We start from the raw sequence: 13,737 nt of genomic DNA on the forward strand, positions 1-13,737 counted from the left end.
GTATTTAAAAATTAGGAACGGCCTCCGCAAAGGTAGGCAGCACCTTATCCTTTGCCGAAATGATCAGTTCTTTGTCTTCCAAGATCCAATCAATGCCGAACGCCGGATCGTTATATATAATGCCCCCTTCCGCCATTTTATTATAGAAGTTGTCGCATTTATAGAAAAAAATGGCACTCTCACTCAAAGTCACGAAGCCATGTGCACAACCTCGTGGCACGAACATCTGATTTTTATTCTCTGATGAAAGGCGCGTACTTACTACGGCACCGTAACTTTTAGAATTTGGACGAACATCTATGGCCACATCCAATACTTCACCTTCAAGAACCCTGACCAATTTTGCTTGTGCGTGTTTCCCATGTTGGTAATGCAATCCCCGCAGTACTCCTCTTGATGATTTTGATTGGTTATCTTGAACGAAAAAGGGTTGCATACCCGTTTCTTTCTCAAACTGCTTTTGGTTGTAGCTTTCAAAAAAATAGCCTCGTTCGTCCTCAAAAACCGTGGGTTCCAAAATAAAACAACCTTGTATGTCGGTTTCCCTTATTTTCATATTTACAATACTTCAAGCAATCGCTTACTATACCCACTTTTAATAAAAGGTTCCGTGAGTTTCTTGAATTGGTTTTTCGTGATATACCCCATTTTATATGCCGATGATTCAATCGCCCCGATCTTGAGTCCCTGTCGTTCCTCAATGACCTGAACGAATTGCGCGGCCTGCATCAATGAGGCGAAAGTACCTGTATCCAACCAGGCCGTTCCTCGGTCCATGATACTGACTTTTAGCTTACCTCGTCTAAGGTATTCCCGATTGATATCGGTAATTTCAAGTTCGCCACGGGCACTGGGTTCAATATTCCTAGCTATATCGACGACTTCATTGTCGTAAAAATAAATACCAGGAACGGCGAAATTGGATTTCGGGTTTCGAGGCTTTTCCTCAATTGAAATCGCCTGGCCCTTTTCATCGAACTCAACTACCCCATAACGCTCGGGATCATGCACATGATAGGCATAGATAATTCCCCCGTCGGGGTCGTTGTTCGATTGCAATAGGTTCTCCAATCCGGTTCCATAGAAAATATTATCCCCCAAAATCAAAGCGACCTTATCCTTTCCGATAAAATCGGCACCGATGATAAACGCCTCTGCCAAGCCATTAGGTTCAGCTTGAACCGCATACTCAAAGCGACAACCGTATTTTCTACCGTCGCCCAATAACTTTTGAAAGAGTGGAAGATCATGTGGGGTAGAGATTATCAATATTTCCCAAATACCCGATTCCAACAACGTTGACAAGGGGTAATAAATCATCGGTTTGTCATAAACCGGCATCAATTGCTTGCTTACCGCCAAAGTCAACGGATGTAAACGCGTGCCGGAACCACCGGCCAATATTATTCCTTTCATATTTTTCTTGAAGTAATTCTTTTAAGCCTTAAGCTAATTCCGATCCGGAATCATTTACATAACGTAGTAAGTACCATTCAATGGTTTTTTCAATACCCGTTTCAAAATTCTCATCGGCCTTCCATCCCAATTCATCTTCTATTTTTGAGGCATCGATGGCATATCGAAAATCATGCCCTGCGCGATCCTTGACATAGGTGATCAATGCTTGGTAGGATTGGCCATCGGAACGCGGATTTTTCGCATCCAGCAAATCACAGACCTTCTTGGCAATATATAGGTTGTTCCTTTCATTTCTGCCACCGATATTGTAAGTCTCTCCAGACTTACCATTTTCATAAGCAAGTGCAATTCCTTTACAATGATCCAAAACGTAGAGCCAATCCCGAATGTTCGAACCATCGCCGTAAATAGGAATCGGTTCAAGGGCCAGGGCCTTTCGAATGATGGTCGGTATCAGCTTTTCGTCGTGTTGTTTCGGACCGTAGTTGTTTGAACAATTGGTCGTGACGACATTCATACCGTAAGTGTGGTGATAACTCCTGACGATGAAATCGGAAGAAGCTTTCGAAGCACTGTACGGACTGTTAGGTGCATATGGGGTCGTTTCCATAAACAAACCTTCATCTCCCAAGGTACCGTAAACCTCATCAGTAGAGACATGATGGAATCTTGAATTCCTGTAAGCCTCCTTGTAGATACCCGGGCCAACCATCCAATATTTTTTAGCTACATCGATCAGGTTGAACGTACCGAAGATATTCGTTTGCATAAATGCATCCGGGTTGGTTATCGAATTGTCAACATGCGATTCAGCCGCAAAATGGATTACCCCCTTTATGTCGTAGGTCTTGAAAATCTTTTCTACCAGTTCACGATCACATATGTCTCCTTCTATGAAGGTATATCTGCTATGACCATCAACCTCTTTTAGATTACCAAGATTTCCTGCATACGTCAGGGCATCGATATTAACTAAATGAGTATTTGAATTGGACTCTAAGAAATAGGGCACGAAGTTGCTGCCAATAAATCCTGCGCCCCCAGTAACCAAAATATGTGTCATTCCCCGAATTTAAATTTAGAAATTCATTTTTGTAAATATAATCCTACTTTTATAGCTGCATCAATTTATGTTGTGAAAGACTGGTTTTTGTTGGTAGATAACATAATATAAGCTATTACGATCAATTATGATAGCGTTACCATATTTTGCAACGATATAAAAGAATACCCTTATTCTCCTTGAAATGTTTTTCTTACTTTAGTATTGGACAAGCTTACCTAAATGACAAAAAAGAACAGTTCGGCTCCTTACATCCTTGCTGTCGATGATGAGCAACTCAATCTCGAACTAATTCGCTTTATCCTTGAACGTAATGAATTTGAATTCAAAGGTACGAGTGATGACGAAAAGTTTTTCAAATACTTGGAAGAAAAAAAACCCGATTTGATTCTTCTCGATGTGATTATGCCCCGAATCGAAGGTTTTGAGCTCTGTCAAAAGCTTAAATCGTATAAGGAATACGAAGATATACCCGTAATTTTCCTAACCGGAAAGGTCGGAGTGAAAGACAAGGTCAAGGGTTTCGAAGTCGGGGGCGTTGATTACGTTACCAAACCCTTCAATGAGCAAGAGTTGATCGCCCGCATCGAGGCCCATGTCGAGTTACGGCGGGCCAAATACAAAATCGAACGTCAGGCCGAGAACCTTCGGCAGTCGAATGCCTTGAAAGATCGTATGTTCTCGATCATCGGGCACGACCTTCGATCTCCCTTGAGTGCCGCGAAATTGAAAATGGATTTCATCATGCGAGGGATCATCGACCCTAAGGCCGATAACTTTGTGGATGAAACGGTCTACGAATTGCTCAAAACGATGGATGAGGCTCTGAACCTGCTGCAGAACCTATTGGGCTGGGCCAAAGCGGAAAGTGGCCAAATACAAGTCATTCCTGAAAACCTTGATTTGAACGATATCGTCGAACAGACTTTTCGCTTATTGAAATTGGGTAGTGAACACAAGAAAATCATTTTGATCAACGAGGTTCCCGAACATACCTTTGTCCATGCCGACCTGAATACGGTCAAGACGGTGCTTCGAAATTTGGTTTCCAACGCCATCAAATTCACGCCGGTCGACGGTAGAATATGCATCAAGGCATCGGAATCAAACGAGCGAATGGTGGTCGAAGTAGAGGACAATGGGGAAGGGATCCCGAAAGAAGACATACCGAAGATCTTGAATCCTAACGAACACTTCAGCAAATTGGGAACCGAAAAAGAACCGGGCACGGGTCTCGGACTCGTACTTTGCCAAAATTTCGTCAATAAGAACGGGGGGCAACTAAAAATCAAAAGCACGGTGGGAAAAGGAAGCACCTTCTATTTCGACCTTCCGGTGGGTGAAAAGGTTTCAGCCTAAACCACAGCCTCGGTCGGGGCTTCGCTACGTTTGGCCCGCTCCCAATTCACTGATTGGTTACCTTTCAAATACCGGCCGAATCCTAAAAATACCGAGAGGTTCATGATGAAAAAGTAATACGGAATGAACAAGACCTTCAGCCGTATCGATCGGTTTTCCAAAAACCAACCGGTCAAAGCCGCAGTGTAAAACAACACTTGGCCCCAGAACAACAGACTAAAAATCCCGAAAGAAAAAAGCCCTTCATCCAAAGCCAAAATCAAATTGGCCGGAATGATCAATAACAACAGTAAGGGGGTCAATGTCCACCGTAACACCCGATGCGAAACGTATTGAAACGATAGTGTACCATATTTGAACGGATTCAACAATGGCGCCAACCGTACCACCGATTGGATACCTCCAGCTGAAATTCGGATTTTTCGTTTTAGTTCTTCCTTCACGTTCGCCGAGGCGTTCTCGATGGCATAGGCATCTGGGTTATATTGGATGGTAAACCCTTGCATGGCAACCCGTAAGGATACCATGAAATCATCGAGTAAGGTATCTTTTTCGACTTCTTGCCACAAGTCGGTGCGAATGGCGAAGAGCTCACCGGCTGCCCCGACCACCGAATACAGTTCGGCATCCCATTTTTTCAATTGTGACTCATAGCGCCAATACATGCCTTCACCGGCACCGGCCGCACTATCGGCCTCTTTGGAATAGATCCTCTTTTCGCCTGAAACGCAACCTACTTTCGGGTTGCGGAAAAGTTTAACGATTTCTTGTATCGATTCGGCACCCAAATCCGTATTGCCATCAGAGAAAATGACGATGGGCGTCTTTACGAAGCGCATGCCCCGGTTCATGGCCGCGATCTTTCCGTTTCGAGCCGGCTCGTGCAATACCTCGACGTCTTCATAGGTCTTGAGGAGTTCAGGGGTGCCGTCATCGGAACCATCGGTGACCCAAAGTTGGGTTACCTTGTCTTTTGGATATCTTAGGCTGCGTGAGTTATCGATCTTCGCTTTCAAATAGTCTTTTTCGTTATAGGCGGCGACGAATAAAGTCACCTCGGGTTCATAATCCTCATTCCCTTCAAAGGGTTTACCCAAACCTAAGGCCCTTCTGATCTTGATGATCGCGAAAAGCAACAAGCCATATCCGAGATAGGAATAGAAAATTAGGAACAATGCTATCCAAAAAAATACCTGTAATGCCTTCATAATCCTTTCTTTAAACCGTTACCGCTTTTTTCGTAGCTACACGCTCCCACTCCCCGGTGTGATGGTTGAACTGTTTGATCACCCTAGCCGGATTACCCACTGCTATGGAGAAGGGCGGAATGTCTTTGGTGACCACACTACCCGCACCGATCTGACACCTTTTCCCGATGGTCACTCCGGCCAAAACCACGCAGTTGGCCCCGATATGGGCTTCTTCTTCAATCACGGTAGGCCGTATATCCAACGGTTGTTCACTCGAATTCTTGCTGCCGTCGGCATAGCCATGATTGAATCCGGAGACGAACACGTGTTGCCCCAGTCCGGATCCGTGCCCCATGGTCACCGGTCCGATGATTACACTACCGATACCGACCCTGACCCGGTCGCCGAGCAATACGTCACCGGACCCGTTATTGACCGTACAAAAACTCTCAATAGTGGTCAATGAGCCGATTTCAAACCGTTTCCACGGGAAAACATCGATCCTGCTTCGACGGCGTACGACCGCCCCTTTGCCTTTCTTGTGTTTCAATGGATTCAAAAACCAACGTACCCACAACCGTGGTCGGGGGTTCCGTTTAGGTGCAATGGCCAAAAGGGCCCATTGCTTCAATTTTGGATTCGATTTGATCTTAGCGACTATTCCCATAACCAATGTTTTAGGCCGAAGCGGGGGTTACCCGGTTGATGCAGTTATAGATTTCATTCACATTGTTCTCCCAACTGTGCGACAGTCCAAAGGCTTTTCGATGCTTTTGCAGTGTAGTTGAGTCCTCTTTTAAGGCCTTATCGATCAACAAGACATAATCTTCGGGGGTTCTACCGAGATAGGTATGGGCCTCGAAATATTCCATGGCCTTGGTCGCCGAAGCTACCGTAGGCTTTCCCATGGCCAAGTACTCGTCGATTTTTCTGGGGTAATTCCCCATCGTGGCATCGTTGATCAGTTGCGGATTGATCGCCACATCGAAGCCTTTGATATAATTCGGAAGTTCGGAAGCATCACGGCTTCCTAAAAAGTAAACGTTGTCGATTTCATGCAGCTCCGAAGTATTGAAGGCGTCGTCTTCAGGGCCGACTAGAACGATGCTCCAGTCAGCACGTGCTTTGGCGATATGGACCAAGATGTCAATACTCAAACGACGGCTGCTCAAAAAGCCGACATAACCAATAATCGGCCCTGGGATTTTTTCCAGATCGGCAGGAATCCCGATGTCACGTAGCTCATCATTGAACAAGGTCGTATCACAACCTTGACCGACCATGTACGAATGCTCGGTAAACTGTTTGCCATATTCCGTATACAAGGTTGAATTGTTCACCACACAGTCGGCATCTTGAATCAATCTAGGCTCTAACCGCACTCCGTTTTTTCGCCAATAGGGGTTCTTTGTCAAATAATCACGCATGTAATAAACGTAGCATGAAGGGCGGAGCAAATCGCGGATGTGTTGGCCTAGGAACATCGAACTGTCATTGAATACAATATAGTCCGTAAAGCCCAATCGTTCGATGGCCGAGCGAATATCCTTGGTGAAACGCTTAGCGTTGACATAATTAAAAAAATCGAATACCGCTTTGTTCTTGATGAAATTGATCGACTCGGTTATGGTTTTCGGATACAGGTTCCAAAACGTTTCACCCAATTCGACCAAATCATCCGACCGACCTTTTTTGATCGCCAATCGCCTCTTGATCTTTTCCGTATGCCGTTCTCTATACCTCGAAACCCGATCCATAGGTGGATTCACGTAGAGTACCCGATTGTGTTTCGCCATTTGGGTGGCGATGTTCTTACAATTGCTACCGATTTCGATATCCCAGGCTTGTATGCCCATTACAATGATGTCACGACCCTGTATCATGATGTTTCCAGAATTTCGTTATAGACCGATTCATAGAGTTCGAGAACATTGGTGGCCATCGCCTGCCAAGAAAATTCCTTGGCCCGCTCGATGCCCTTTTCGACCAGCAAATCGGCCAACATCTTGTCTTCGATCAAATCACACATGGCCTGGGTAATTGCCTTGGGGTCGAAAGGATCCACGATCAAAGCGGTCCCCTCGCCGGCTACTTCAGGCATTGAAGAAGTGTTCGATGTGATGACCGGCACCCCACACGCCATCCCTTCCAGAATCGGAATTCCAAAGCTCTCACGGAGTGATGGATAGAGGAATACCTCGGATTGGCTGATGATCGCCGGTAGTTTTTCGTTCGGCACATAACCGGTCAAATGGATCGAATCACGCAATTGCGGCGCACCGATCCCAGCGAGCAATTTGGCCAATTCCGATTCATCGTAATCCAACATCACCAATTGATACTTACCGGGATAGCGTGTATCGAAATCGGCAAAGGCTTGCAACACCCCTTTGGTATTCTTTTTAGGGTCGGTATTCCCCAAAAAGAAAAAGAAACGTTCGGGCAGGTTGAATTCTTTTTTTATCGCTGCCAAGGTCGCAGCATGGGTGACTTTCTCAAAATGAGCACCCACCCCATTGTAAATGGCAGTCAGACGGTCGTCTTGAAAACCGAAATACTTGTTGATCCGGTGTTTTTCATAGTTGGAGACCGTAATGACCTTTTTACTTTTCTTGATGACCGGGGGCACGAAATAGCGCCGGTACATATTACCCAGTTTCTGGTACCAGGTTCCGGCTTTTTTGAAAATACTGATGCTTTCAAGATAAATGATATCGTGCAGGGTGGTCACTAAAGGCACCTTACAAAAAAGCGGACCGGTATTACTCGTACAGTGCAACACATCACATTTTTCCCGATAGGCGGCTTTGGGAAGCTCGATCTGTTCCCAGCCGGGATACCCAAATTTGGAAGTCAGTTCGACCACCTTGAAATTCGGTGCTTCGGGGATGCAAGTATCGTCTTCATCAGGTTTGACGAAAACCACATATTCGTTATGATGGTCAATGCGTTGTAGATTCTTGATCAGCTCTAGGGCGACCATGTCCATACCATGCTTCTTTTTCCTAAAAAGCCGTTGTCCTTCGATTCCGATTCTCATGTTCGTTCAGGTGTTTACGGTTCCGTGTTGGGTGTGGATGAATTTTTTATTGGCCCCTTTCAATTTGAACAATGAAAAGAACATCAGGGCGAATGCTTTGGGAAGGCTTGCTACGGCATTCACGGTTTTAAGGCTGTAGAAAGAACGTGGAACGGCGAAGATAAACGCCAACACGACCAAGGCCCAAGTACCGTACCATAAGGATGCAGGAACGGCAGTAACCATACTGGGAAACAACAAGTCGAACATCGCGTATACCGCGGCAATCAGCGTTGTCAAACCAAGCAGGAGTACCCGTGGCGGTGAAACCATTTGATACACCTTGTCTGCAAAATCAACATTTCCCCGCAGGAGCAATTCGCGTAATCCGGAAGCAGCGAAACGCTTGAAATAAATGAATTGGGCAGACAGCCATCGTTTTCTTTGGTTGGCGAAAACTTCCGATTTCTGCACTTTTTCGTCCAATACCAAGGCATCATGTAAATACGCAATGGTATTGCCTTCACGAAGTAATTTCAATTCGAGTTCCTTATCGAAACCACCTACGGCATTGACCTTAGCCATGGTCGATTTGAAAAAATGGTAATCAAAGGCCATTCCAGACCCGATTAAGGCCGATGATAGCCCGAGCGCACGATGCCCTTTTCTAAAAATGTGGTTGTTGATCTCTTCACTGATGGCATCCAAAATCGCCATAGGGGTATTCAGGTTCTTGGCCATACGATGCCCTTGAACGACCTTATACCCTTGATTGAACGCGCCGTTGATACGCTCGATGAAATCAAACTCCATGACATTGTCAGCATCTAAAACAAGGGCTACATGGTATTCATCGCCGATGACTTCCATGGCCTTGTTCAATGCTTTTGATTTCGTACTTTTTTCAAAAGCTACCTCGACCAATCGAATGGGTAACTTCCGTAATTTGTGTAAAGTGAGTTCCTGAAACGAATCGGCGATAATGACCACTTCGAAGAGGTCTTCGGGATAGCTTTGTTCCAAAGCCCGTCGCGCTACTTCGACGATCACGTTGTCTTCTTTATATCCTGGAATCAACACCGCGAAACGGCGTTGCTTGTGTAAGATCTCCTTTTTCTTCTTCGGTTTGAAGATTCCGGCAAAGGAAAAAAGAAAGACGTAGATGGACGCAAAGCCAAAATACCCTATGATGATGTATTCGAAACTATTCAGCACAATCTGTAAAACGTCCATCCGAAGTCTTTTTTAAAAATGAAATTACACGTTGATCAATTCTTTTATTGACTGGTCTTTCAACATCCCATCGAAGTAGTTGATCGTTCTGGTCAACCCTTCACGAAGGTCTATTGAAGGCTCCCAATCTTTTAGTTTTTCTTTTGCCAAATCGATATTCGGCTGTCGTTGCATCGGATCGTCCGAGGGTAAGGGCAGGTGGATGATCTTGGATTTCGAACCGGTGATATCGATGATATTCTGGGCCAATTCAAGCATGGTGAACTCCCCTGGGTTCCCGATATTTATCGGTCCGATGAACTCGTCTTCGGTATCCATCATTTTGATCATGCCATCGACAAGGTCGCTCACGTACTGAAAACTACGGGTCTGTGTACCATCGCCGAAAATCGTGATGTCTTGTCCTTGAAGGGCCTGCATGATAAAATTCGAAACGACACGGCCATCGTCAGGTTCCATCCTCGGTCCATAGGTATTGAAGATCCTGATGATCTTGACCAAGACGTTGTTGAATTGGTGGTAATTCACGAACAAGGATTCGGCACAACGTTTGCCTTCATCGTAACAGGAACGTATCCCGATCGGATTGACATGGCCCCAATAATCCTCTGGTTGTGGATGCACCTCAGGGTCGCCATAGACCTCACTGGTAGAAGCCTGTAAGACTTTGGCGTTGATCCTTTTGGCCAAACCGAGCATGTTGATCGCCCCTAAAACGGAGGTCTTGATCGTTTTGATCGGATTGTATTGGTAATGTACAGGAGAGGCCGGACATGCCAAATTGTAAATCTCGTCTACCTCAATGAAGTAAGGTAACGTTACATCATGCCTTATTAATTCAAAATACGGGTTGTCCATCAAATGGACGATCTTGCTTTTCCGTCCCGTAAAATAATTATCCATACAAACCACCTCATTCCCCTCATTTAGAAGTCGTTCACACAAGTGCGATCCAACAAAGCCGGCACCGCCTGTAACCAATATTCGTTTCATCTATTTTTTGTTATGCGTTATGCACCTACCGATGCGTTTTGTTCGCTCTTGATGACCTCCCTACCGATACTGTAGTAGTTGAAGCCGTTTTCTTCCATATCGTCTGGATCATAAATGTTCCTTCCGTCGAAAATGGTCTTTTCGTTCATCAGTTTATCAAGGATCCTGAAGTTCGGCATCCTGAATTCAGACCACTCTGTTACTACGATCAAGGCATCTGCATCGATGATGGCATCGTATTCGTCTTTGGCATATTCGATACCATCACCTAAAATGCGTTCTGCCTCTTCCATGGCCACGGGATCATAGGCACGGACATTGGCGCCCATCGCCTTCAACTTTTCGATAATCACCAAAGAAGGTGCCTCACGCATATCATCGGTTTTCGGTTTGAAGGCCAAGCCCCATAGACCGAATTGTTTTCCTTTGAGATTTTCACCGAAATGGCTTTTGATCTTATCGACAAGGGTGGTTTTCTGTCTGTAGTTCACCGCTTCTACCGCTTTCAATACTTCCAAAGAATGACCGTATTCATCGGCAGTGCGCACTAGGGCCTGCACGTCTTTGGGGAAGCAGCTTCCTCCATAGCCGGTACCCGGGTAAATGAACTTGTTTCCGATCCTGGTATCGGAACCGATACCTTTACGGACCAAGTCGACATTGGCACCGACCAATTCACAGAGGTTGGCAATGTCGTTCATAAAACTGATTTTCGTGGCCAACATCGAATTGGCCGCATATTTCGTCATCTCCGAAGAGAAGATGTCCATGATCAACAAAGGGTGCCCATTCATCAAGAAAGGCTTGTACAAGCGGTTCATGACCTTTTCGGCACGTTTGCTTTCGATGCCTACCACGATCCGATCGGGTTTCAAGAAATCATCGACAGCGCTTCCTTCCTTCAAAAATTCAGGGTTAGAAGCCACGTCGAACGGAATCCTTACTTCACGCTTTTTCAATTCTTCCTCTACGGCACTCTTCACCTTATAGGAGGTACCGACGGGTACCGTACTTTTGGTGATAATGACCTTGTAGTCTTGCATGTGCTGGCCGATTTCACGGGCCACGCCCAATACGTATTTCAGATCTGCACTACCGTCTTCATCCGGTGGGGTACCCACGGCGATAAAGACCGCATCGGCATCCTTGATCCCTTTCTCAAGACTGGTCGTAAAGGAAATCCTTCCTTTATCGATGTTACGTTCGAGGAGAACGTCAAGTCCGGGTTCGTAAATCGGCACGCCCCCATTGCGCAACATTTCAACTTTCTTTTGGTCGATATCCACACAGACGACATTGACGCCCGCTTCTGCAAAACAAGTTCCGGTGACCAAACCGACATAACCTGTACCTACTACTGCAATATTCATTTTTAAAGTTTTTTCGTTATCTATTTGTAAATATTATCCTACTTTTTTAGTGCAAGAAACTATTGTTGTGAAATGGTCCCAATTCGTTGTCAATGAGCGATTCCACCTTGCTACCTACTGTTGGTACCAGTCCAAATCCTGGGTTCCTCCTGAATTTGCCCAGTTTACGAACCTGGGGTATTGCAGGGTAATCGGAATGCTCTCAGGTGGAGTTTGAAAGCCTTCGTATATGTTCAAAGCCCATGGTAAATTGGTATCGGTCTTGTAATACCTACCGGAAGCGGGATCGCTGAAATCATCAGCCGTGCCCAAATAATCGGCCTTGCTTGTTGGTGGCAAATCGGGAAGATGCACTTCCTTGGCCCGATCTTGATTGGCGATCAAAAATGTATTGAAGGGCACATCACCCAAAGCATTCGGGTCTATGGGGGTAGTAAAATCAATGGTCAGCGACAACGTTTGCCCTTCGAGGTCAAAACAATCGCCAGCGACGATAATGACGGTCTCATCAGTATTCGTGCCTGTTTCTGTCCCATTGGCCGCTACGGATTCGTAAGTGCCGTTTAAAACCTGCCCTTCGATGCCGTCGATCAAGCTGGGGTCAATGGGCAAGACGAAAGCGAAACCATTATGTAAGGACCCCCCGATGTTCTCAATGGTAAAAGTCGCATCCAAAGAGGTGACGAGATTATCCCCATTGGCTATGAGATTGAAGCTATAATCCAAGGCCAAATCATTGAAATCGTAATCCCCTTGGCTGGGCCAAAGATCCTCGTAAACCAGTTTTCCGGTTGAATTCACTGAGGGTTGAAAATTATTGAACGCCTTATTCGGGTCGAACGGAAAATCGTCCAACTCATCGTTGATTCCATCCCCATCCGCATCATTGGACACTTCGATTTCGGCAAAATTGCCAACTTGTATGGCATCCGGTGGGTTCGCCCGAGCATAAAATACCGCATCGTTGAAATCATCATCGGTAGCCACATCCCTTCGCAGATCCTCAAATCCCAAAATGGTGAGCTCACGTACCTCATCATACAACAACACCATATGGGTACGGGTCGATTCTGTGGATTCCGGATTGAAATCAGGATTGGAATAATACACCCCATTGCCATCACTGACACCACTTCCGAACCATCCATTGGCAGCCAGGAACCAGGAGATCACGGTATTGGCCGGAAAACGGCCCAAATACACGCGGTCGCCGGAAATCAAGCCCCCTCCGGATCCCAAGAAGGACACATTGGGGAAGATTACCCGATGTTCGGTGATATCATCTACGGTAGCCGGCTCATTGCCTAGGGTATAGGTATAGTACCCCAATACATTGCGGTAGCCCGCACCTTCGGAAACGAAGGTGACCCATACATCGGCTTCCTCGGTCGTGATCAAACTGGTCTCTTTACCGGCCAGGAAATCCGGGTTCGACACCGGTATCCCCCCTGGTACGTTCTCCGGTAAGGAGGCATTGATATCATCCAACAGGTTTTGTTGGATGACATCCGAGAATGCCAAATTATCAGGAACACCCAATCCATCAAAGGAATCAATAAACGTATAGTCTACATTGGCACTCTGTGAAAATGAAATACGTTTGGGTCTCTCGGAACCTTTGCCCGAACTGCCATCGCGCTCATAGAACTGGCCATAATCGAAGACCACCCCATCGTTGGTTATCGGTAACCTAACGTTGTCGATCAATCCGATATAATTGGTGTAGATCAAGACACTGTCCATACGGGCCGCAACGGTGAGTTTTTTCTCAAAATGCCCGTTTGAATCAAAGGTACCTTTACCGATCGAGAGACTGTCTTGGGTTCCGATCTTTCCATAAATCGAGAAGGTCGCCCCTTTTAAGAAATCGGGCGCATCCAAAATCAAATCGACGTTTTTACTGGTAGGATACCCAAAGCTTGCCGCTACATCCAATGCGGATAAGGGCCCTTCGACCCCACCATCATCGTCTGTGATGACGATTTCATCATCGCCTGCAGGGGGATCAAGATCTTTTTCACTCACACAGGCGGTAAAAGCAAATAGTGCGAATATTCCAGGTAATTTGATTGTCTTTTTCATGGGTTGTTT

At 45.8% G+C, this 13,737-nt stretch carries 12 protein-coding genes; 1 reads left to right on the forward strand and 11 read right to left on the reverse strand.

What is annotated here, in order from left to right; all coding sequences use genetic code 11:
* Positions 1-4: 4 nt before the first annotated feature.
* From rfbC to rfbB, 3 genes are read right to left on the reverse strand one after another with little or no spacing between them, the layout of a single operon-like run.
* Positions 5-556 carry a dTDP-4-dehydrorhamnose 3,5-epimerase gene (gene rfbC / locus ABV409_RS01865; RefSeq protein WP_353875840.1) on the reverse strand — a complete coding sequence of 184 codons (552 nt, stop codon included), beginning with the start codon at positions 554-556 and terminating at the stop codon, positions 5-7.
* A gap of 2 nt (positions 557-558) precedes the next feature.
* Positions 559-1,416 (reverse strand): glucose-1-phosphate thymidylyltransferase RfbA, encoded by an 858-nt coding sequence (gene rfbA / locus ABV409_RS01870; protein WP_353875841.1) that lies wholly within the window; start codon positions 1,414-1,416, stop codon positions 559-561.
* A 28-nt stretch (positions 1,417-1,444) separates the two neighbouring features.
* Positions 1,445-2,482 carry a dTDP-glucose 4,6-dehydratase gene (rfbB, locus tag ABV409_RS01875; RefSeq protein ID WP_353875842.1) on the reverse strand — a complete coding sequence of 346 codons (1,038 nt, stop codon included), beginning with the start codon at positions 2,480-2,482 and terminating at the stop codon, positions 1,445-1,447.
* Positions 2,483-2,704: 222 nt separating this feature from the next.
* Here rfbB and ABV409_RS01880 point away from each other — a divergent pair, with 222 nt between their 5' ends.
* Entirely contained in the window at positions 2,705-3,841 is a 1,137-nt protein-coding gene (locus tag ABV409_RS01880) for a hybrid sensor histidine kinase/response regulator (protein ID WP_353875843.1), read from the forward strand.
* Here ABV409_RS01880 and ABV409_RS01885 read toward each other — a convergent pair.
* The 8 genes from ABV409_RS01885 to ABV409_RS01920 all read right to left on the reverse strand — a co-directional run bounded on the left by ABV409_RS01885 (position 3,838) and on the right by ABV409_RS01920 (position 13,728).
* A complete protein-coding gene (locus ABV409_RS01885; RefSeq protein WP_353875844.1) occupies positions 3,838-5,049 on the reverse strand; it encodes a glycosyltransferase family 2 protein in 1,212 nt (403 codons plus the stop codon). The two genes, ABV409_RS01880 and ABV409_RS01885, sit on opposite strands and share 4 nt — an antisense overlap.
* A gap of 10 nt (positions 5,050-5,059) precedes the next feature.
* The gene (locus ABV409_RS01890) at positions 5,060-5,698 is read right to left on the reverse strand and encodes an acyltransferase (protein WP_353875845.1); all 639 of its coding nucleotides are present in this window, start codon (positions 5,696-5,698) and stop codon (positions 5,060-5,062) included.
* 10 nt (positions 5,699-5,708) lie between these two features.
* Complete coding sequence (locus ABV409_RS01895) at positions 5,709-6,914, reverse strand: glycosyltransferase (protein ID WP_353875846.1); 1,206 nt, start codon at positions 6,912-6,914, stop codon at positions 5,709-5,711.
* The gene (locus ABV409_RS01900; RefSeq protein ID WP_353875847.1) at positions 6,911-8,071 is read right to left on the reverse strand and encodes a glycosyltransferase family 4 protein; all 1,161 of its coding nucleotides are present in this window, start codon (positions 8,069-8,071) and stop codon (positions 6,911-6,913) included. Before ABV409_RS01900 ends, ABV409_RS01895 begins: the two co-directional genes overlap by 4 nt.
* Before the next feature lie 6 nt (positions 8,072-8,077).
* Positions 8,078-9,283 carry a glycosyltransferase family 2 protein gene (locus ABV409_RS01905; protein ID WP_353875848.1) on the reverse strand — a complete coding sequence of 402 codons (1,206 nt, stop codon included), beginning with the start codon at positions 9,281-9,283 and terminating at the stop codon, positions 8,078-8,080.
* Positions 9,284-9,307: 24 nt separating this feature from the next.
* Positions 9,308-10,276, reverse strand: a complete 969-nt coding sequence (locus tag ABV409_RS01910) for a UDP-glucuronic acid decarboxylase family protein (protein ID WP_353875849.1) — start codon at positions 10,274-10,276, stop codon at positions 9,308-9,310.
* A gap of 17 nt (positions 10,277-10,293) precedes the next feature.
* Positions 10,294-11,646, reverse strand: a complete 1,353-nt coding sequence (locus tag ABV409_RS01915) for a UDP-glucose dehydrogenase family protein (protein ID WP_353875850.1) — start codon at positions 11,644-11,646, stop codon at positions 10,294-10,296.
* A gap of 114 nt (positions 11,647-11,760) precedes the next feature.
* Positions 11,761-13,728 carry an LruC domain-containing protein gene (locus tag ABV409_RS01920; RefSeq protein ID WP_353875851.1) on the reverse strand — a complete coding sequence of 656 codons (1,968 nt, stop codon included), beginning with the start codon at positions 13,726-13,728 and terminating at the stop codon, positions 11,761-11,763.
* Between the last annotated feature and the right edge of the window lie 9 nt (positions 13,729-13,737).

Origin of the sequence: Flagellimonas algarum, assembly GCF_040513375.1 — a bacterium.
Lineage (GTDB): Bacteria > Bacteroidota > Bacteroidia > Flavobacteriales > Flavobacteriaceae > Flagellimonas_B > Flagellimonas_B algarum.